The 20,083-nt window shown below is 60.5% G+C and carries 17 protein-coding genes; 8 read left to right on the top strand and 9 right to left on the bottom strand.

Annotated elements, in window-relative coordinates:
• Positions 1–145: 145 nt before the first annotated feature.
• Entirely contained in the window at positions 146–364 is a 219-nt protein-coding gene (locus NET03_RS06230; RefSeq protein WP_252128035.1) for a Sec-independent protein translocase subunit TatA/TatB, read from the bottom strand.
• A 217-nt stretch (positions 365–581) separates the two neighbouring features.
• Here NET03_RS06230 and codA point away from each other — a divergent pair, with 217 nt between their 5' ends.
• Positions 582–1,883: a cytosine deaminase gene (gene codA / locus NET03_RS06225; protein ID WP_252128034.1), complete on the top strand. Its 1,302-nt coding sequence runs from the start codon at positions 582–584 to the stop codon at positions 1,881–1,883.
• A gap of 168 nt (positions 1,884–2,051) precedes the next feature.
• On the opposite strand, the gene NET03_RS06220 is transcribed toward codA, so the two are convergent.
• Both NET03_RS06220 and NET03_RS06215 read right to left on the bottom strand, forming a co-directional pair.
• Positions 2,052–4,382 carry a xanthine dehydrogenase family protein molybdopterin-binding subunit gene (locus NET03_RS06220; RefSeq protein WP_252128033.1) on the bottom strand — a complete coding sequence of 777 codons (2,331 nt, stop codon included), beginning with the start codon at positions 4,380–4,382 and terminating at the stop codon, positions 2,052–2,054.
• Positions 4,383–4,832: 450 nt separating this feature from the next.
• Positions 4,833–7,145, bottom strand: coding sequence for a xanthine dehydrogenase family protein molybdopterin-binding subunit (locus NET03_RS06215; RefSeq protein WP_252128032.1), 2,313 nt, complete (start codon positions 7,143–7,145; stop codon positions 4,833–4,835).
• Between the two features lie 278 nt (positions 7,146–7,423).
• On the opposite strand from NET03_RS06215, the gene NET03_RS06210 reads away from it, so the two are divergent.
• From NET03_RS06210 to NET03_RS06190, 5 genes are all read left to right on the top strand, one after another.
• Entirely contained in the window at positions 7,424–7,603 is a 180-nt protein-coding gene (locus NET03_RS06210; RefSeq protein WP_252128031.1) for a hypothetical protein, read from the top strand.
• A gap of 25 nt (positions 7,604–7,628) precedes the next feature.
• Positions 7,629–9,044 carry a purine-cytosine permease family protein gene (locus NET03_RS06205; RefSeq protein WP_252128030.1) on the top strand — a complete coding sequence of 472 codons (1,416 nt, stop codon included), beginning with the start codon at positions 7,629–7,631 and terminating at the stop codon, positions 9,042–9,044.
• Positions 9,045–9,144: 100 nt separating this feature from the next.
• A complete protein-coding gene (locus NET03_RS06200) occupies positions 9,145–10,413 on the top strand; it encodes a (Fe-S)-binding protein (protein ID WP_252128029.1) in 1,269 nt (422 codons plus the stop codon).
• A gap of 15 nt (positions 10,414–10,428) precedes the next feature.
• Positions 10,429–11,964, top strand: coding sequence for an FAD-binding oxidoreductase (locus NET03_RS06195; RefSeq protein ID WP_252128028.1), 1,536 nt, complete (start codon positions 10,429–10,431; stop codon positions 11,962–11,964).
• Positions 11,961–12,194 carry a hypothetical protein gene (locus NET03_RS06190; RefSeq protein ID WP_252128027.1) on the top strand — a complete coding sequence of 78 codons (234 nt, stop codon included), beginning with the start codon at positions 11,961–11,963 and terminating at the stop codon, positions 12,192–12,194. Before NET03_RS06195 ends, NET03_RS06190 begins: the two co-directional genes overlap by 4 nt.
• Positions 12,195–12,497: 303 nt before the next feature.
• Here NET03_RS06190 and NET03_RS06185 read toward each other — a convergent pair whose 3' ends face one another.
• On the bottom strand, positions 12,498–13,292 hold the full coding sequence (locus NET03_RS06185) for a class I SAM-dependent methyltransferase (protein WP_252128026.1): 795 nt from the start codon (positions 13,290–13,292) through the stop codon (positions 12,498–12,500).
• Positions 13,293–13,400: 108 nt separating this feature from the next.
• Here NET03_RS06185 and NET03_RS06180 point away from each other — a divergent pair, with 108 nt between their 5' ends.
• Positions 13,401–14,297, top strand: coding sequence for a VOC family protein (locus tag NET03_RS06180; RefSeq protein ID WP_252128025.1), 897 nt, complete (start codon positions 13,401–13,403; stop codon positions 14,295–14,297).
• Here NET03_RS06180 and NET03_RS06175 read toward each other — a convergent pair.
• On the bottom strand, positions 14,294–15,355 hold the full coding sequence (locus tag NET03_RS06175) for a M42 family metallopeptidase (protein WP_252128024.1): 1,062 nt from the start codon (positions 15,353–15,355) through the stop codon (positions 14,294–14,296). The genes NET03_RS06180 and NET03_RS06175 overlap by 4 nt on opposite strands.
• A gap of 8 nt (positions 15,356–15,363) precedes the next feature.
• Positions 15,364–16,338: a phosphoglycerate dehydrogenase gene (locus NET03_RS06170; RefSeq protein ID WP_252128023.1), complete on the bottom strand. Its 975-nt coding sequence runs from the start codon at positions 16,336–16,338 to the stop codon at positions 15,364–15,366.
• Positions 16,339–16,529: 191 nt separating this feature from the next.
• Here NET03_RS06170 and NET03_RS06165 point away from each other — a divergent pair, with 191 nt between their 5' ends.
• Positions 16,530–16,784: a YggT family protein gene (locus NET03_RS06165; RefSeq protein WP_252128022.1), complete on the top strand. Its 255-nt coding sequence runs from the start codon at positions 16,530–16,532 to the stop codon at positions 16,782–16,784.
• Here NET03_RS06165 and NET03_RS06160 read toward each other — a convergent pair.
• The 3 genes from NET03_RS06160 to NET03_RS06150 are packed head-to-tail and all read right to left on the bottom strand — an operon-like array spanning position 16,778 to position 20,044.
• Positions 16,778–17,905, bottom strand: a complete 1,128-nt coding sequence (locus NET03_RS06160; RefSeq protein WP_252128021.1) for an S-methyl thiohydantoin desulfurase family protein — start codon at positions 17,903–17,905, stop codon at positions 16,778–16,780. The genes NET03_RS06165 and NET03_RS06160 overlap by 7 nt on opposite strands.
• A gap of 2 nt (positions 17,906–17,907) precedes the next feature.
• Positions 17,908–19,452 carry a hydantoinase/oxoprolinase N-terminal domain-containing protein gene (locus NET03_RS13795; RefSeq protein WP_252128020.1) on the bottom strand — a complete coding sequence of 515 codons (1,545 nt, stop codon included), beginning with the start codon at positions 19,450–19,452 and terminating at the stop codon, positions 17,908–17,910.
• Complete coding sequence (locus tag NET03_RS06150; protein WP_252128019.1) at positions 19,388–20,044, bottom strand: hypothetical protein; 657 nt, start codon at positions 20,042–20,044, stop codon at positions 19,388–19,390. Before NET03_RS06150 ends, NET03_RS13795 begins: the two co-directional genes overlap by 65 nt.
• Positions 20,045–20,083 lie beyond the last annotated feature (39 nt).

Raw genomic sequence — 20,083 nt, 5'->3', positions numbered from 1 at the left:
TGGTCGTTGGTCGTTGATGTGCGTTTGCGGGAGTCTTGTAATTGCTCGTCACGTCACGGAGAAGCGGCACGATCCAGATGTGCACTGACCCCACGGGCACACCGTTGGGATGCGTGCCGCCCACCTTGGGTAGAGGCGAGGGACCTTACTGCTGTTGAGTCGGGCGTGAGAACAACTCTCGCATCGCGGTCCCAGATGACTCTGCCCCACCTTCTGCGGTGGCATCACGGACACTGTGTCGAAACTCGTGAATGCTACGGCCGATCGCTGCACCAACTTCCGGTAGCTTCCCAGGACCGAAGATGATCATCACGATCAGCAGGATCACCAGCAGGTGGCTCGGTTGGAACAGCCCCTCGAACATAATGCACCTCCGCCACTGGTGCAGTGGTTCGCCGCGAGCATGATAGCGTGGCCATGAGTACCACCTTGTCGGGATTCGTCCTCAACACCTCATTCGCCGTGCCTTGACAGCCTGTGTGCAGCAAGGGTGCAATGCACCGTGTCTCGCGCCTTCTGCGAGATGGTGACATCGGCTTGGGATGGAAGACCGACACGTTGTACAGAAAGGAGACGAGACGATGACGTATGACCTGATTGTCCGCCGGGCACGGCTCCGTGATGGTCGGCTGGTTGATATCGGTGTCACAGAGGGACGAATCGTTGCCATCGAGGCGGAGCTGGCTGGAGAGGCGACCGAGACAATTGACGCTGCAGGACGGCTTCTCTCACCGCCGTTGATCGAACCGCACTGCCACCTTGATGCTGCGCTCACCGAAGGTCTGGCGGGCCACAACGAAACTGGGACGCTGCTCGAGGGGATCCAGCGTTGGGCACAGACCAAGCCGCAGCTGACCGTCGAAGCGGTGAAGGAGCGGGCCAAAAGAGCGATCGAGTGGTATGCCAGCCAGGGTGCCCTCGTGATCCGTAGTCATGTCGACGTCTGCGATCCGAACTTCGTCGGTCTGCGTGCCCTACTCGAGGTACGTGAGGAGATGCGCCACCTCGTCGACCTTCAGCTTGTTGCCTTTCCGCAGGAAGGGATCCTGTCCTATCCACGGGGTGCGGAACTCCTCGAAGAAGCCCTGCGGATGGGTTGCGATGTGGTCGGCGCCATCCCGCACTATGAGACCACGCGAGAGATGGGAGTGGAATCACTGCGGATCGCCTTCGAGCTTGCTGAGCGCTACGATCGTCCATTGGACGCACACTGTGATGAGACAGACGATGACCAATCTCGCTTTGTCGAGGTCATGGCTGCCGAGACGATCCGGCGCGGACTGCAGGGTCGGGTGGTAGCCAGCCATACCACCGCGATGGGATCATACAACAACGCCTATGCCTTTAAGCTGTTTGGCTGGCTCAAGCGGGCTGAGCTGAACATCATCGCGAATCCACCAGACAATTCCATCCTCCAAGGACGGTTTGATACCTATCCCAAGCGCCGCGGAATGACGCGTGTGAAGGAGCTCCTTGCGTTTGGAATCAACGTCGCCTTCGGGCACGATTCGGTGATGGATCCCTGGTATCCACTGGGAACAGGCAACATGCTCCATGCAGCGTGGCTTGGGCTGCATATGGCGCAGCTCTCTGGCTACGACGAGATTCCGCTCGTCTGGGATCTGATAACGACGAACGCTGCCAAAGCGCTTGGAATTCTTGATCGCTACGGCATTGAGATCGGGAAACCGGCCAACTTCGTGGTCTTCGACGCCGCAAGCGACCGCGATGCGCTGCGCATGCTCTCGCCAGCACTCTGGTGTGTGAAGGACGGGCGCGTAGTGAGTCGTGCAACAGCACCACGGGTGGAGGTGTGGCGCGGCGAGGATTTTGTCATGATTCGCTATGAGCGGCCAGGCGAAGGGCTCTTGCTCGGTGGATGATTGATGGTGTTTCGGGTTGTGGCCGTCTACCCTCAGCAGAGTCTCGCGTGCCGAAAGCCTGCGCCTACAGAGCGCCCGACAAGGGCAGAATCCCCTCAGCACCGAGGACAATGAACCGGGTGGTGCCGTCGTGTTGAGGCACCACCCGGTTCCCCTTCCCGCCCCGGTTCAGGAAGCGACCTTGGCCTCCTGGAGAGCGCGCCAGATCTTTTCTGGAGTCAACGGGATATCGAGGTGCTCAATCCCGAAGGGCGCTAAGGCGTCCATCACCGCGTTGGCGATGGTTGGGGTTGAGCCGATCGTTGCTGCCTCACCGATTCCTTTGGCGCCAAGCGGGTTGAGCGGGGTTGGAGTCTCGGTCTGATCAGTGGTGAACGAGGGGAGCATTGCTGCTTTGGGAATGGCGTAGTCCATGAGGGTACCGGTGAGGAGTTGGCCGGAGTCGTCGTAGCGGACCTCCTCCCAGAGGGCTTGGGCAATACCCTGGGCGAGGCCACCGTGGACCTGGCCTTCGACGAGGAGGGGGTTGATGCGGGGGCCACAGTCGTCGACCGAGTAGTACTCGAGGAGCTTGACCTCGCCTGTTTCGGGGAAGACTTCCACGACCGCCACGTGGGTGCCGAAGGGGAAGACCTCATCAGGCGGGGCAAAGAAATCAGTGGCGACAAGTCCCGGTTCCATACCCTGCGGAAGGTTGGGGCCGTAGGCGGCCTGGGCGATCTGGGCGAGAGTGACCGCGCGGTCCGGCGCTCCCTTGACGCGCCACTTGCCATCTGCGAACTCAATGTCCTCCGCTGCTGCCTCGAGCAGGTGCGCCGCGATCTGCGTCGCCTTTTCTTTCACGCGGTCGATTGCCATGAGAACGGCACTGCCGCCAACGACAAGACTCCGGCTGCCCATGGTCCCGTGTCCTTCGGGGACGCTTTGTGTGTCGCCGTGCAAAACAGTGATCTGATCAAAGTCCGCACCGAGGTTCTCAGCGACCAGCTGTGCAAGAGCAGTCTCCAGTCCCTGGCCATGCGGAGACGTGCCGGTGTAGACGGTGACCGCTCCACTCGGCTCAACTCGGACGACGGCGCTTTCGTAGGGACCGAAGCCGCAAATCTCAACGTAACTGGCTAGCCCGATGCCGATATAGCGACCCTGCTGGCGGAGTTCCTGCTGCTTCTGACGCCACTCCTGGTAGCGCGAGATTTCGAGAGCTTTGGCCAGCGGCTTTTCATAATCGCCAGTGTCGTATTTCTCGCCGGCCGCCGTGGTGTACGGGAACTTGTCCGGCGGGATGAAATTGATCCGGCGTACCTCGGCCGGGTCCTTCCCGAGCTTGCGGGCCAGGAGATCCATCATCCGTTCGATGTAGTAAGCGGCCTCGGGCCGGCCAGCACCACGGTAGGCACCAACTGCCATCGTATTCGTGTACACACCATAGGCTTTGATGTCGACTGCAGGTATGTCATAACAGCCGCAGGCCATAAGACCGGTTGTGGAAGGGAGATACAGCCCGCGCGGATAGGCGCCGAGGTCCTGCACGATACGCGCCCGCAGTGCCAGGACCCGACCCTCACCGGTGGCTGCAAGTTCGTAGTCGACGACCTGGTCGCGCCCATGGTTAGTGGCCATGAGGTGCTCAGAACGAGTCTCTACCCACTTGACAGGCCGATGCAGCTGTAAGGCGAGGGCAGCAAGGATAAAGTCCTCCTGGTACGCTCCGATTTTCACTCCGAAGCCACCACCGACCTCCGGAGCGATGATTCGGACCTGGCCGTGGGAAAGGCCAAGCGCTGCGGCGAGGGCGTTACGGTTCCAGTGTGGTGCCTGGGTCGAGCTCCAAACGATCACTCCTTGCGTCAGAGGATCCGGTGCGGCAACGATCGCCCGCGGCTCCATGGGAATCCCAGCCAGCCGTTGCTGGCGGAACCGCTGCCTGACGACCACATCGGCTCGTGCAAAGGCACCGTCCACGTCACCTTCGACACGCTCCCAACGTTCACCGATATTGTTGGGGATATCGGGATAGAGCAGTGGTGCTCCCTCCTGCATGGCCGCTTCGGGGTCGGTAACTGCCGGCAACGGCTCATAGTCCACCACGACCGCCTCGGCAGCGTCACGGGCGATCGCTGGGGACGTCGCGACCACAACGGCGATTGGCTGTCCAACGAAAAGTGTGCGGTCGACGGCGATGGGCTCTTCTGGTGGCACCGGAATTCCTTCGGGCTTCTGTTCCTCGGGGTGCGGTGCTTCACCAGGCATGAGCTCTGGTTTCCCTTTTAGCGACGCGGCCAAATCGCGCCCGGTATAGATACCGACGACGCCTGGCATGGCTCGGGCGGCTGAACTGTCGATGCTCCGGATGCGAGCATGCGGGTAGCTACTGCGGACAAAAGCGACGTGCAACATTCCGGGAAGCTTGATGTCATCCACATATTGAGACGTTCCCGTAATGAGACGGGGATCCTCCTTCCGCCGTACCCGGGCGCCGACATAGTGACTGATCACCATTGCTGTACTCCCTTCCTCGACGGCTCCCGTCGATTGCTCCCATGCCAAGTACACAACTCTAGCCTGAGACGAATCGCCTGAAAAGTCAAGGGTCATCACATGACTGGTATCTGGTTAGGGGCTAAATACTAAAGCCGCGGCGGACTCACGTGAGTCATGAAAATCGTATTGCCCTCCAGGTCTACAACAGTTTCGCTGGCAATTGCGCAGATCCCGGTGCTCTGCAGCAGAAGGGACTGTACTTCCTTGAAACACAAGTCTCCCGGCACAGGTAGGCTGACTACTCATGCGCGGGATACCTTGGTCACGCAATCCGGTTGGAAGGCGCGCCGTGCTCATTTTTGAAACGATACGGCGCTCAAAACGAGGAGCGTTGAAGACAGGTGGCCCGGAGCATTGCCCCGGGCCACTCAAGTTCACCTGATATCGCCTTTAGACGCTTGCCCTGGCCTACTGCAGAGCGCGCCAGATCTTTTCTGGAGTCAACGGGATATCGAGGTGCTCAATCCCGAAGGGCGCTAAGGCGTCCATCACCGCGTTGGCGATGGTTGGAGTAGCCCCGATCGTTGCTGCCTCGCCGATCCCTTTGGCCCCCAGCGGATTGATTGGGCTCGGTGTGACCGTCTCGTCAGTGACAAAGCTCGGTAGCAGGTGCGCCTTCGGAATGGCGTAGTCCATGAGGGTACCGGTGAGGAGTTGGCCGGAGTCGTCGTAGCGGACCTCCTCCCAGAGGGCTTGGGCAATACCCTGGGCGAGGCCACCGTGGACCTGGCCTTCGACGAGGAGGGGGTTGATGCGGGGGCCACAGTCGTCGACCGAGTAGTACTCGAGGAGCTTGACCTCGCCTGTTTCGGGGAAGACTTCCACGACCGCCACGTGGGTGCCGAAGGGGAACAGCGTTCCTGGTGGCGCATAGTAGTCGGTCACGACGAGTCCGGGCTCGATGTCAGCTGGGAGCCCCGGGCTGTAGGCAGCCTGGGCGATCTGGGCGAGGGTGACCGCGCGGTCCGGTGCGCCCTTGACCCGATACTTACCGTCGGCGTACTCCACGTCCTCAACCGCCGCCTCAAGCAAGTGTGCGGCGATACGAATCGCCTTCTCGCGGATACGCTGCGCGGCCATCAGCATGGCGCCGCCACCGACGGCCAAACTCCGGCTGCCCAACGTGCCAACGCCTTCCGGGACGCTCTGAGTATCCCCGTGCAGCACGACGATCTGGTCAAAGTCGGCGCCGATTTCGTCCGCGATGATCTGAGCGAGTGCGGTCTCCAGCCCCTGTCCGTGTGGGGACGTGCCCGTATAGGCGATAACGGCTCCGGTTGGTTCGACCCGGATCGAAGCGCTTTCGTAGGGACCAAAGCCGCAGATTTCCGTGTAGGTGGCCAGCCCGATGCCGATATAGCGACCCTGCTGGCGGAGCTCCTGCTGCTTTTGGCGCCACTCGTGGTAGCGCGAGATCTCCAGCGCCTTGTTCAACGACTTTTCGTACTCGGCGGAATCGTAGCGAGCGCCGGCGGGTGTCTGATAGGGGAACTTGTCTGGCGGGATGTAATTGATCCGGCGTACCTCGGCCGGGTCCTTCCCGAGCTTGCGGGCGAGGAGATCCATCATCCGTTCGATATAGTAGGCGGCTTCGGGTCGACCGGCACCACGATAAGCCCCAATTGGCGTAGTATTCGTGCAAACACTATAGGTCTCAATCGCGAGATTGGGGATGTCATAGACACCGACCGACATCATTGCGGTGAGTGGTGCCAAGAGCATGACCTTCGGGTAGCCGCCCAGATCCTGGATGACCTTGAGGCGCAAACCGAGGATCCGCCCCTCTTTCGTCGCGGCGAGCTCATAGTAGGCCACCTGCCCACGTCCTTGGTTGGTGGCGATGAAGTGTTCCGAGCGTGTTTCATACCACTTGACGGGGCGATGCAAATGGAGCGCAATCGCCGCAAGGATGATGTCCTCTGGATAGGCTCCGATCTTGGCACCAAAGCCGCCACCGACTTCCGGTGCAATGACGCGGACTTGGCCGTGACTGAGCCCCAATGCCTGAGCCAGTGTGTTCCGGTTGTTGTGAGGAGCTTGTGTGGATGACCAGACGGTGACACCACGCGTCAACGGGTCAGGTGCTGCAGCGACAGCGCGGGGCTCCATGGGAACGGAAACGAGCCGCTGCTGGTAGAAGCGCTGCTTGATGACGATGTCTGCTTCGGCGAACGCTTTGTCGACATCGCCGTGTTGATGGCTGGTGTGCATCGCGATGTTGTTCTGGAGCGTCGCATGGATCTGCGGCGCACCGTCCTTCATCGCTTCCTCGGGGTCGACAACCGCTGGGAGCGGCTCGTATTCGACTTGGACAGCGGCTGCTGCGTCATAGGCACGATAGCGTTCTGTCGCCAAAACGACTGCGATCGGCTGACCAACGTAGCGGACACGATCGACGGCCAGGAGTTCGTGCTGTGGCGGCCCCGATGGAGCCTCCTGCGGTGTGGCTTCTCCCTCTCCTTCCCCTCCACCAAGCTGTACCGTGCCCTTCAGCCAGTGGCCGAGCTGCTCAGCAGTGATCACACCGACGACACCGGGCATGGCCAGTGCCGCGGAGGCGTCCACCTTCTTGATGGCCGCATGCGGGTACGTGCTGCGGACGAAGGCCGCATAGAGCATGCCAGGAAGCGTCATGTCATCGACATACTGAGACGTTCCTGTGATAAGGCGAGGGTCTTCCTTCCGGCGGACGCGAGCCCCGACCATTCGACTCAATACCATCGCCTAACCCCTTCCCTGACGCTGACGATCCTGCTTCGCACCCAGTATAGCGGATCTTTGCCTCATTGTCAGGACTGAACTGTCATGTCGACGCTGTTGTCTCGGAGGAACTTTAGCTGGGAGTTGTTCGCGACGCGCTGTGCAATGTCCCGCTCGTTGTGTCTGACTACAAAAATGCATCATGGGAATTGTATTCGGAAATCTTGTACTGCGGGTCGCGCGTGTTTACCTTACTAATGGGGACTCAGGTGGTCATTTTCGGCATAAAGGAGGTGGCTATGGAGCAGCTACTGGAGCCCCAACTGCAAGCAGAGTTGGATGAGCGGATTCGGCGCATCGAAGAGGGCGAGCGTCCTGAGCCCTTCTCAAACCTCGACTGGGTCTACATGTGGGTGGTGACGGCAGTGGTGCTGTTCCTCTTCGCGGCGCTGGTACTGAACCTCTTGTTACATCGCTAAGACGGCAGGAGGAGGTGGGCGAGACATGGCTGAAGGGCGAGAGCAGGCAGTTCAGCGGGAGGTCTATTTTGGTATCCTGCCGGTTCTCCGAGGGGAACGGCAGTTTGGTTTGTTAGACTTCCTTCTAGTTCAGGTCGGCTTTGGAATCGCTGCCTGGAGTTTCCTCGTTGGTGGCTACACGGGGTCTGTGCTCCCTGCAGGACCGGCAATTGCCGCGATCCTCTTTGGGAACGCGATTCCGGTCTTCTTGATTAGTGTCTTGGCGATCCTCTACGCCCGGTATGGTGTTGATACCTTCATTGGTGCACGAGCTATCCTGGGCCCACGCGGCAGTAATCTCTTCCTCATCATCTTCGCTATCTTGAACCTTGGGTGGATCACCATTGCCTGTTTCATGCTCGGCGAGTCGGCGATCCGCGTCGTTGCAGCCTTCGGAGGGCCGGAATGGCTGGCCTCCCGAACGGTTGGTGCACCGATGTTCGCCCTCGCTGCGTTCGCGGTCGCCTGGTGGCTTGCATTGCAGGGACCGATCGCGATCCGGCTCTTCATCCGAGTCGGCGTGCCGGCGATGGTCCTGATCATCATTGGGCTGATCTTCTACATTTTCGTCGATAAAGGAGTCTCCACAGTCTGGAACGCTCAGCCACCAGCGCCGTATGACAGTTCAGTGCGCGGACTCGCCTCGGCGATTGAGTGGAATGTCGGTCTTGGTTTCTCCTGGCTCCCGTACATTGGCCAGTGGAATCGTTTGGCCAAAGATGAGCGGACGGCACTGATTGGAACCTACTTGGGATGGGGCGTTCTCCTCAACGTCGCCGCGATCCTTGGCGCACTGACAGCGTTGCTTGTCGGAACGTATGAACCAACTGAGTGGATGATTGAGGCAGGTGGTCCACTCTTTGGTCTCTTTGGCCTGTTCATGCTGATTCTGGCCAACCTGACCTCCGCGACGGTGCTCATCTACTCACAGAGCCTTAGCATCAAGACGCTCTTCCCACGCTGGAAGTGGTTCTGGGCCCTCCTGACGACCGTTCCTGCGGCGTTGCTCATGCTTACCCCGACCATGTATGACAGCTACACGAAGTTCCTTGCCTATATCTCCTTTATCATGGCCGCTTTCGGTGGTGTAATGGTTGCCGACTATGTTTTCGTCCAGCGCTTCCACATCTCGTTGCGTGACCTGTACCGTCAGCATGCGGGCCGCTACCAGTATGTGGCCGGCTTTAACTGGGAAGCATACGCCGCGATTGTCTTGGGCGGCATCTTCTACTTCTGGACCTATGACCCGGCGACTGACCGTGCTGGACCGTTGTTCACCTACATTACGGCTGGCATCCCGACATTCTTCCTGACTGCTGCTGTCTATCTTGCGCTCACCTTCTTGACCCGGCGTCTGACGGTCTCCCGGCGGGAGTTGGTGGCAGCGCAGAAGGGAGACTGAAGCGGTCGGCTGGTGGTGCGGTTCCGGTGGAGGTGAGAATGTCGCAAGCGCACTGAGGAACTCGGTCTGTGGGATGTGAGCCAGGATGGAGGGAGGTCACATGAGCGACGAGATCCGCACGACGCCGCCGGAAATGGTTGCGGCAAACGGACACGATGGGGTTCGGGAGATCGAGCAGGAGTTCGTCCGAGGGCATCTGCTCCAGGCCTATGGCTGCTTCAGCTCTGGGCACAAGTTCTGTCGGGAGGTCTGTCCAGTCTATCAGGTCACGCGGAACGAACAACACACTCCGACAGCCTTTCACGCCAATGTGGTGGCGATCGAAAAGGGAGCGGCGCATCTGGAGGATGTGGCCGAGAACTACAGCTACTGCACGCTCTGTGGTGGCTGCGAGCTCCGGTGTCCCAACACCCTCTTCGTCGGCGATTTCTACCGTAACCGAACGCGCACGGTGAAGCTCGTCCAGGACATGCGTGCTGCCGCGAATAAGGCCGGCCTCGGTCTCTGGCCGCGCTGGCAGCGCTGGGTCGAGGCGACGATGGTGGGAAAGAACGAGCCAGTCCTCGATTACGAGAATATTCAACCGGTCGACCCCAATCGTGTTGCCGACTGGGCGAAGGACCTGCCCTTTGAAATTCCCCGGGGTGGAGAGAATATCCTGTTCGTCGACTGCGAAGCCGCCTACTACCGGACGAGCCTGCCGAAGGCGGTCGCCAAGATCCTCCATGCTGCCGGTGTCCCCTTTGGCCTCATGTATGAGCAGTGGTGCTGTGGTGGTCCATCGCTCGAGATGGGATATCCCGATCACGCGCGCTACCTTGCCGAGCACAACGTTGCCGACTGGAAGAAGGCCGGGGCCAAGCGGGTCTTTGTTCTCGATCCTCACGACTACATCAGTTTCGTTGACATGTACCCGCAGCTGTTCCCGCAAGAGGAACTCCCGGAGTTCGTGTTTATGATCGACTTTGTCGCCGAGCTCCTGGATCAGGGGAAGATCCAGTTTGTCAAGCCGATTGAGAAGACGGTCACCTACCACGATCCCTGCCGGATGAACAAGCGGTTGGGGAAGTGGGAGGCTCCGCGCAAGATTCTCCGCGCCATCCCGGGATTGACCTTCATCGACGTCGACCACGTGACTCAGTGGGCTTACTGCTCCGGTGCGGGTGGTGGCTTTGCCGTCGAGCATCCGGATCTGGCGAAAAAGATTGCTGACCTCCGTATCTCGCGGGCCAAGGAGTTGAACGTCCAGGCTCTCGTCAGTGCCTGCCCGTGGTCAGAGCGTCCGCTGACCTCATCCGGTCGTGAACAGCAGCTTGAGGTGCTCGATCTCCTTGAAATGGTCGCCGAGGCGATGGGGTTGAACGACTGAGAAGGGCAGGGAACGATGGCGACGCTGACGGTTCCGAATCCGGTTACCGATCAAGTCATCACGGCACTCGAGCAGGCACTCGGGAAAGAGAAAGTGCGCACCGATCTCGGAGCGCGGATCGCTCGCACGCGTGTGCCGGCGCCGTTCCCGGTGCATCGGTTCGCCGAGCACATGCCCGATGTGGTTGTGCTGCCGGAGACCGCGGAAGAGGTTTCGGCAATCCTGCGTATCGCAAATCAGTTCCGTGTGCCGGTCGTCCCGCGTGCTGGTGGGACCGGTCTTGCCGATGGGGCAGTGCCACTTCACAAGGGAATCCTGCTCGATATTAAGAAGATGAACAAGATTATCGAGCTGGATCTGGTGAATCGCACGGTCACGGTTCAGCCTGGCCTCAATATGCTCAAGCTGAACGAGTACCTGGCACCCTACGGGGTCTTCTATCCGGACGATCCTGCATCCTATCCGGTCTCCATCATCGGCGGGCGAATCGGGACGAGTGGTTGGTCGCTCATCGGCTCGCGCTATGGGCACACGCGCGATCTCGTGATCAGCTTGCAGGTGGTACTCCCAACTGGAGAGATTGTGCGCCTGAGTGACGGAGGTGGCGCGCCCAAGGTTCGCAAGGCCTCGACCGGCTATAACCTGAAGCAGCTCTTCATTGGTACGCAAGGAACGCTCGGCGTGGTCACGGAGGCGACGCTCGAGCTGTTCCCGAAGCCGGAAGCCGAACTTGCCGCGTTCTTCGGGTATGAGTCGTTTGAGGAGGCCTACCGGAGTACCGGGGCACTCTCGACGTCTGGGCTGGGCACACTGGCCGCCGTCATTCTCTTTGATGAGCGCAAGGTCGACTATCTCCGCCGTGACGATGAGGCATACATTCCTTTGCCAGATCGGATCAAGGCGGTCGTTGCCACAGCGCTCTACGGCGTCGAGGAGGAGGTGCGTGCGGCAGCGAACCGGCTCTTCCGGATCGCGAAGGAGACCGGAGGCGAATACCTCGGTGACGAGCTCTCCGCGGGTGACTGGGCCTCACGACACGATCGGTACGCGACGCCACTCCACGGTCGCCTACCAGATGGAACGGTTGTTCCGATGAGCTGGCACTGCGAGGACGCCGCGATCATTTACTCGGAACTCCCTGCTATCAAGCAAAAGTGGCACGAGATCACTGACCGGTATATTCAGAAGTACGGGATTTTCGACAACTGGGGCATGTTCTTCTACAGCAACAATCCCTACAAGGGCTGGGGTGACTATCTCGTGGAAATTGACATCGGGATCTGGGAGCAGGCGCTCAACGAGGAAACTTGGCAGGCGTGGGTGAACCTCAAGCGGGAGATTACCCGGGCCACACTTGAACATCAAGGCTCAATCAGCGCTTGTCACGGGGCGTGCCGCGAGGGGGACGCTGAGTTCATTCCAGTAGAGCTTCATGAGGGTGGGTTCGAGCTCATGAAGAAAATGAAGCGTCTGCTCGATCCGAACAACATCCTCAATCCCAGCAAGAATTATTTGCATCTTGCCTACGTCGACGAGGAGGTGGGCGCATGAAGCGGGTTCGCAAAGGCGTGGTGCTCTGCCGTGAGGATTTGCACGTCTTTGAGGTTGATCCGAGCTTGATGACTCGTGTTCCCCAAGATGTCACCGATCCAGAGCAGACACGGATCGTCCGCAATCGGTGGGAGTATCTCGACTGGATGCACCGCCACTTCGCCCACAAGACGGTGCTCCTGAGCGAAGTCACCGACGCCCCAGTACACGGGCCCGGCCACGGACATTGAGAATGGTACCCTCCTTTCGGTGGGCGGGCGGTGCTCACTGAGCGAGCACTGCCCGCTCTCCTCTTGGGGAAACCGCATCAATTCTCATGGTCGAGCTCGTTGCGTCCGGGGATACTCCCACCCGGAACCAGGCTCACTGTTGTGCCTGTCCTGTTCGACTCGGTTCAGCTCTTCTCCGACCCGTTCCGTGTCGCGCGCTGATCGCGTCGCGTTTGCTGCAAGCGTGCAGGATTCGCTCGATGGAGCCTGTCACACCGCCGGAACTCCTCGGAGGCTCGAGGTTGTGCGCTGTCCTCTCGTGAGCTAGTACTCCTCTTTCCGCGCAACCGCAACGAGATCAATTGCTTGCGTGACATCGCCCTCGCCAACACGGAAGTCTTCAACAGCGATCCCTTCAACCAAGCTGTGCAGGCGTCGGTTCAGCCACCACCGTACCAGGAGCGTACCCAACGCGTGAAGTTCGCCCCGCAACCTGCCTGGTAATCGACGGTGCAGCTGCAATCGATCAAGCCGCAGGACCTTTTCTACCGTGCGGCGATTGGCAGCGCGGTACGCTGCAACCCGCTCGCTGGGGAAAACGCCGAGGAGTTGGACATGCTCGAACACCCTACGGAGGAGTTCCTGCAAACTCTCCGGATCGTATTCACGGACGTGGTGCGGATTCAGTCCGCTGAGGATGGCAGCTCGGTTAGGTGTTGTCAGCAGGAGATGTCCGCGTGTTGTCAGAACCCGATGTGCCTCGCGGAGGAAATGCTCTGGCTGCTCGAAGTGCTCGAGCACCTGAAAACAACACAGAAGATCAATACTTCCGTCACGAAACGGCAGTGCATCAGCCTCTCCGCAGATCCACCGAAGATTCGTAGCCACATACCGACGACGTGCGGCCCGCAACACTATTGCATCGACATCGAGACCGACAACGAACCGAGCGTGCCGTGCCAGTTCTCTCGTGCCGTATCCCTCGCCGCAGCCAACATCGAGGACACGTCGCCCTTCAGCAACGTTGCATGCCCAGTGATAGGCTGCTAGACTTTGCCAGAAGGTGACGCGCAGCGCAGCGCTTTCTGGTGTAACGCGTTCAGTCGTTGGTCTCCTCAACACTGTTCCTTCGCTTCCTCAGAGTGACTGTCCACGGTGGCAGGCAAGTTGTGCAGCCCTGCCTGTTATCCTTGCATCGACGATTTTGCATCGGAAGGAGCCTTCTCCATGCACACCATGATGCTTCCCGCAACGCTTGAGCTTGGTCCCGTCACCCTGCGTGTTGCTGATGAGCGACTCATCCGACTCTTTTACCGGGAGACCCTTGGTTACCAGCTTGTCCCACAAGCGGACGGCTGTTTGGCTGCACTTCCACCAGGTTCCGCGAAGCCGCATTTTCTCTTCGAGATAACACCAGAGGCGCCTGCTCGACCGCAGCGTGCTCCTGGTCTTTACCATACGGCGATCCTTTTGCCGACTCGCACAGAATTGGCGCGAGTGCTCCGCCACTTGGTAGAGCGCCGCTGGCCGCTCCTTGGTGCTTCCGACCACCAGGTCAGTGAGGCGCTCTACCTTACTGATCCAGAAGGGAACGGTCTCGAGTTCTATGCTGATCGCCCGCCAGAGCGCTGGCCGCGCGGAACGCGCGAGTCGATCTCGATGGTCACTGAGCCTCTGGATGTACGGGATCTGCTCCGAGAACTCGACGCGAGCCCGGAGCCGTGGCAGACAATGCCTGTAGACGCACGGGTGGGACATGTGCACTTACAAGTGTCTGGCTTGGACCTTGCGGAACGCTTCTACGTGGAACTCCTCGGCTTCCAGGTAACACAACGTTCCTATCCCGGTGCGCTCTTCGTTGCTGCCGGTGACTATCACCACCACCTCGGCCTAAATATCTGGAACAGCCGTCGTGCTGATCCCGCACCACCAGGTTGCCGTGGTCTTGTGCGTTTTGCGATGGTCATTCCTGACCGTTCCGCTTGGAGTGCCGCGCTCGACCGACTGGAGCGGGCAGGTCGACCGGTCGAGCGCGGACTTTGCGGTGAACTCGGGGAAGGTTTTCGGACACGCGACTATGACGACCTTGAGCTCGAGCTCTGGACACCGCTTGAGGCCGATTAGCGGCGCCGGAAGTCTGGTTCTGGGCCAAGGTCGCGCACGAAGCGGGTGATGAGGCGGATTGCAGCGTCCAGGTCGTCCAGGCTCACCAACTCGTTCGGCGAGTGCATGTAGCGGTTCGGTACTGACACGAGCCCGCAAGGGATGCCCGCACGTGCTGGGGCAATCGCATCGGCGTCCGTGCCGGTGCGAATTGGCGCTGCCGAGAGCGTAACTGGAATGCCTTCCGCCTCAGCTGCTGCGAGCAGGCGTTCGAAGACGTGCGGATGCACCATTGAGCCGCGGTCGAGGACTGGCCCGCCGCCAATCCGCACGTCGCCTCCGCCACGCTTCTCTGCTTCTGGGTGATCGGTGGCATGCGTCACGTCGATCACGATCGCCACAGTCGGTTCCACTGCGAATGCCGCTGCGCGAGCACCAAGAAAACTAATTTCTTCCTGTGTTGCGGCAAGCGCCACGACCTCCAGCGGCGGTCGCTCGCTCGCGAGTGCACGAAGCACTTCGAGTGCAATAAACGCTCCCATCCGGTTATCCAGGCCACGGGCGACCAATCGACCATTGCGAAGCTCAATCGGAGGCTGCTCGATGACGATCGGGTCCCCAATGCGGACGAGTTCGCGAGCCTCAGTCCCGTCCCGCGCGCCAATGTCGATCCACAGTTCCTTGATACGGCTCGCGCGACCCTTTTCCTCCTCGCTCAGCAAATGGGCTGGCTTGCGGCCAATCACGCCGAACACTGGCCCCTGTCGGGAGAGGATCCGTACGCGCTGACCAGTCAAGATTTGGTCGTCCCAGCCACCGATCCCACGGAACCAAATAAAGCCCTGCTCGTCGATGTGGGTCACCATGAGGCCGATTTCGTCGATGTGACCCTCGATGAGGACGGTCGGTCCGCTGCCGCGCAGGCGGGCGAAGCTGTTCCCGTTGTGGTCCACCCAAACCTCGTCAGCAAATCGACTTGCTTCCTCCCGCCAGATTCGAGCAGCCGGTTCTTCGAACCCAGAGGGGCTCGGAGCTTCAAGCAAGCGGAGTAGGAACGCCTTTTGCTCGTCGCGCAACATGGTTCTCCTCACCATCCAAGGCGCACTTCAGGGTTCACCTGTGCATGGGGTGGCCGGCCGTTGAGCACGTTGCAGACGTTGGTCAGTGCCAGATAGAGGGTGCGCTCGCGCGCTTCCTGGGTCGAGCCGCCGAGGTGTGGCGTCATGACGACATTCTCGAACTCGATAAACGGGTTGTCGCGGATCGGCTCGACCTCGAAGACGTCCAGTCCAGCGCCAGCAATCTGCCCGCGGCGTAGCGCCTCCACCAGCGCCGACTGCTTGACGACCGGCCCGCGTGCCAGGTTGATGAGGAATGCAGTCGGCTTCATCAGCGCGAGTGCCCGTTCGTCGATGAGATAGCGCGTCTCGGGTGTCAGCGGAACGTGGAGCGAGACGAAGTCCGACTCGCGCAGGAGCTTATCGAGCGGAACGTAGCTGATTTCATGGGCGTTGGCAAAAGTCGTATCCCACACAATGTCGTGAGCGAGGACACGCATCCCAAATCCACGCCCAAGCAGCGCAACGGCCCGACCCGTGCGGCCCAGTCCAACGACGCCCAGCGTCTTGCCCCAGAGCTCGACTCCAAAGTATGGTTCCCAGCGTCCCTGCCGCATTGCCCGGTCGGATCCATGGATGCGCCGGGCAAGGCTCAGCATAAGGCCGAAGGCAAGTTCGGCGACCGAGTGCTCGTTGGCACCATGACAGTTGCTCACGACGATGCCACGGCGGGTCGCTTCCGCGACGTCAATGTTGTCGTAGCCGACGCCGCTGGTGCTGATCACCTTGAGACGGTTCGCACAGGACAAAACGCGCGCAGTGACCGGCTCCAACCCGACCACCAGCCCGTCAATGTCCCGGACGAGTTCGCAGAGTTGTTCTTCATCAACCGGATAGCGAATCTCCCGCTCGACGAAACGGCACCCGCGTTCTGCAAGGAAGCGCTGGATCTCCTCGCGGGCGGAGAAATATTTCCAGGTCAACACGAGCACGTCCTTGCTCATCGTCCGCTCTCGCTCCTTTCCGCTCATCAGACTATTCGGCCACAGCACGGCCTGCGCCATTCTACGCGAGGTATCGGAATGAAGCATCACACCCGCTCGTGCTGTCCGCAGTGCACCGGTGTGCATGTCGATTGACGCTTTTCCTGGGCGGTGATACCATTCTGTAAGTACAGAACTGGAGGCTGTCTTCCGTGGAATTTGTGCTGAACGTGCTTCTCACCTTTCTGTGGGTGATGCAGATCGCGATCATCGCCCGTGCGATCCTCTCCTGGTTTGATCCTGGGGCACGTTGGCCGATTTCGCAGATCCTGGTGCAGGTTACCGAACCAATCATTGCTCCGATCCGGCGCGTCATGCCGCGAACAGGATTCATCGATTTCTCGCCGCTGGTCGCACTGCTCTTGATTTATCTTTTGCGTATGATGTTGCTCAACGCCGTTTACTGAGTTGCCGCGCCGCGCTCTGCCGCGAGACGATCTCCTCCATAGATGCCTGGCAGCGGTTGGTACTCCACATCGACGTACCCAAAGGCAGCAGGCCCGACAACTGCTAGTGCTTCTGGCGTCCGGAGCAGTGCCGGTGCCGGGATGCCGAGTACGGCCACGCGGAGGCCGTACCGGACGACTTCCGTCGTGACCGGTTCGGCGGTTTCCTGGTCAACGAGGCAGATCAGGTCAGGTACCGCGGCGATGACCTGGCCGTCTCGACGGGCGATCAAGTTCTCGTTCTGAAAGTCAATCTGGAGTTCGCTCCCTCGGTCATCGCCGAGTCCTTCTATGCGCATGCTTCCCCGCGCAAAGCCTGCCGCCAACCGGCGCTCCACGTCGATCACTTTGCCGCGAAAAAGCCGGCAGCCACCGGTGACAGCTAGGGCCGCCGCAATCGGGTCGGCATGTTCCGAGCGTGCCGCTAACACCGCTTCTCCCAGCTGCACGGCGAGGCTGATCGTATAGGGAATGACGACGCGACGAAGCGCTGCACCGCTCATCGCTGGGAAGGCAAAGCCGGCTGCGCCACCCATCTGTACCGTCACAGCACGGGCGTACCGCTCTAACGTCACTGCGTCACGCAGGTGTGGAAAGACAACAAGGTTATGGTCGATATCGGCGAGCGCGGCCGGCGTGGCCGGGATGCCATAGATTGCAAAGGTGTCCATCTGGAGCTCCGGAAAAGCTCGCCCCATGCCGTCTCCATCGATCACCGGGAGTTCAGCGAGCGCGGCAACGGCAAGGGGGCGAAGCGCGTTCGCTCCACCGATCTCGCCTGGTACTAGATGTGTTGCTCTCCGTCCAAGGTGCTGCTCAAGAGCACGCAGCGCTGCGAGCGGCTCGTCTCCCCGGTGGATCCGCTCGATCCCGATTGTCGGTGCACCCATCCCCCCGACCGAGACAACAAGCGCGTCGTCTGGTACCTCTTCCGGTGCGACGATGCAAACGCGTCGTCTCTCGCGCAGCAGTCTGCGGACATAGAGCTTGCCGTAGTAGGGGTTTCCGCCGCCACCGGTGCCCAAGATACCAGCGCCAATGGCCAGCGCTTCTACGTGCGCTTCAGTGAGCTCCCAGCCCACACTCAACCTCCTCGTAGATCACCCACAACCTTGACGCGGACTCGCACCGCGTTCGACGGGAGATAGGCGATTGGTATTTCCTCGATCTCGACGACTGTGACACTGCCTGGGTCAGCGCCGGCCTCGATGGCGGCACGACGGGCATCAGCGCAAGCCGCGGTGAGCGCGGCCTCACGTGTTTGCCCTTCAAGAGAAACAATCCGGTCGATTTCGCCGCTCACTTGCGCAATTGCCGCGCCGATCGCGTTCGCAACCGCAGCGTGTGGTGGACGAATAACCTCGCTTGCTCCTTCCAGGTGATCAGGGACGAGGACACTCCCACCGCCAACGACGATAACCGGCACTGCTGCCCGTGTCGTCTTCAAGCTATCGATGAGCTCGCTCAGTCGCTGGTCGATCGTCGTGAGTGCTCGCCGGACGACATTCGGAGGAAGATGCGCGATGCGGCTGGGATCGCCGAAGCGAGCGCGACCAGCCGCGACAGCGATGTCGCTTGCGGTGAGCGTCGAACCGCCAAAGACAAGCGCCTCTTCGTTGAGGCGGAAGCCGACGCTCTGTGGCCCTACTGTCGCGCCGTCTGGTCCCACGAGGCTTCCACCACCCAGGCCAATCGAAACGACGTCCGGCATACGGAAGTTCGTTCGCACACCACCGATCATGACTGCGAATGAGGCCTCACGCGGAAAGCCCCCGACGAGCGCACCACCGTCAGTCGTCGTACCACCGACGTCGAGCACAATCGCATCGCGGAGCCCGCTCAGGACAGCCGCCCCACGCATCGAATTGGTGGGGCCAGAAGCGAAAGTAAGTACCGGATAGCGAGCTGCGAACTCGGCTGTCATGAGTGTCCCGTCATTCTGGCTCAGGTACAGTGGAGCCTCGAGACCAAGCTCGCTTAGTGCCTGCTGAAAGGCGCGGACTGTCTGTTCTGCGAGCGGAACGAGCGCTGCATTGAGTGCAGCAGCATTCTCCCGTTCAAGCAGGCCGATCCGACCGATTTCCCGCGAACGGGTGACGCGAAGCCCCGGGACGTGCGCGGTGAGGAACTCTGCAACGGCGTCCTCGTGCTTCGGGACAGCAGGCGAAAAGACAGCGGTGACTGCTGCTGTGTCGACTCCCCGTCGTCGTAACTCTCGAGCGAGCTGCTCAAGGGCCTGCCAATCGAGTGGGGCGATTTCCCGTCCATCAAACTGATGACCCCCTGGGAGGATTACCGCGAGTTCAGCAACCGTTTCACGCAAGTCGTCGGGCCAGTCCTCAAGTGGCGGGATCGAGGTGGTTGCGGGCAGTCCAAGGCGGATGACCGCGATGTGGGCAAGGTCACGACGCTGGACAACAGCGTTCGTGAAATGTGTGGTGCCCAACATGACGGCACTGATCTCACGTGGTGCCAGTGGTGCGTGTGCAAGGACGTCCCGGACCGCAGCAAAGATGCCGCTGCTAACGTCAGGAGTCGTCGGGTGTTTCGCCCATGCGATAACCTCACCGCGGTCGAGGAGCACCGCGTCCGTATTCGTTCCGCCGACGTCGATCCCGAGTCGAGCCACTGCTTTCGTCTCCTATCTCTCGTACCGGGGCGAACCAGGTCATGGCCAAGAGTTCAACCAGGAGCGCAATGAGCGCGAGCAACCCCACGTTAATCGCCGTGAGTGCTCCCAGCGAGTGGAGCAAGAGGCAGCCGACGGAGAAAAGGCCAAGCACGTACCCCCGTCGGCGTGCCCGAAGGGGATCTGGGAGAATGGCGCGGCGAGCTGCCAAGCGGAGTTCTACCGCAGCACTGAGCAGGGTGAAGATGGACGAGACACTAACGAGGAGCGGAAGCAGCACGACGAGCATCGCGAGCGGCCCTCTCACTCGCTCCGGGTCAATGAACGTCCAGACAAAAAGGCTGGTTGACCAGCCAGCGATGGCTTCGATCCCCAAGAACGGCACACGGACGAGGCGACCCAGTGGAGCAAAGGTCAGGGCTGGTGCGATGAGAAATGCTCCGTACGCGAGCAAACGCTCTGCTGCCCAGAAATCCTGCAGTCCACCAACGTTTTGGCATACGACGAGCCAGAAGACGATGCTCCACGCCAGCATCACCGCGACAAGCCAGCTCAGCATCAAACTAAGCTTGCCAAGGGCACGCACGCGCATCACCCCTGCCGCAGTCTAGCACTCCCCATTCCCTTCTGA

Origin of the sequence: Thermomicrobium sp. CFH 73360, from assembly GCF_023806465.1 — a bacterium.
GTDB lineage: Bacteria > Chloroflexota > Chloroflexia > Thermomicrobiales > Thermomicrobiaceae > Thermomicrobium.
Note: the sequence above shows the minus strand (reverse complement) of the source record. Positions and strands in the feature narration are given on the sequence as shown.

Bases quoted from the DNA above. Each gene is read 5' to 3' on its own strand.
- NET03_RS06230 (WP_252128035.1), bottom strand. From the start codon at position 364: ATGTTCGAGGGGCTGTTCCAACCGAGCCACCTGCTGGTGATCCTGCTG.
- codA (WP_252128034.1), top strand. From the start codon at position 582: ATGACGTATGACCTGATTGTCCGCCGGGCACGGCTCCGTGATGGTCGG.
- NET03_RS06220 (WP_252128033.1), bottom strand. From the start codon at position 4,382: ATGGTGATCAGTCACTATGTCGGCGCCCGGGTACGGCGGAAGGAGGAT.
- NET03_RS06215 (WP_252128032.1), bottom strand. From the start codon at position 7,145: ATGGTATTGAGTCGAATGGTCGGGGCTCGCGTCCGCCGGAAGGAAGAC.
- NET03_RS06210 (WP_252128031.1), top strand. From the start codon at position 7,424: ATGGAGCAGCTACTGGAGCCCCAACTGCAAGCAGAGTTGGATGAGCGG.
- NET03_RS06205 (WP_252128030.1), top strand. From the start codon at position 7,629: ATGGCTGAAGGGCGAGAGCAGGCAGTTCAGCGGGAGGTCTATTTTGGT.
- NET03_RS06200 (WP_252128029.1), top strand. From the start codon at position 9,145: ATGAGCGACGAGATCCGCACGACGCCGCCGGAAATGGTTGCGGCAAAC.
- NET03_RS06195 (WP_252128028.1), top strand. From the start codon at position 10,429: ATGGCGACGCTGACGGTTCCGAATCCGGTTACCGATCAAGTCATCACG.
- NET03_RS06190 (WP_252128027.1), top strand. From the start codon at position 11,961: ATGAAGCGGGTTCGCAAAGGCGTGGTGCTCTGCCGTGAGGATTTGCAC.
- NET03_RS06180 (WP_252128025.1), top strand. From the start codon at position 13,401: ATGCACACCATGATGCTTCCCGCAACGCTTGAGCTTGGTCCCGTCACC.
- NET03_RS06175 (WP_252128024.1), bottom strand. From the start codon at position 15,355: ATGTTGCGCGACGAGCAAAAGGCGTTCCTACTCCGCTTGCTTGAAGCT.
- NET03_RS06170 (WP_252128023.1), bottom strand. From the start codon at position 16,338: ATGAGCAAGGACGTGCTCGTGTTGACCTGGAAATATTTCTCCGCCCGC.
- NET03_RS06150 (WP_252128019.1), bottom strand. From the start codon at position 20,044: ATGCGCGTGCGTGCCCTTGGCAAGCTTAGTTTGATGCTGAGCTGGCTT.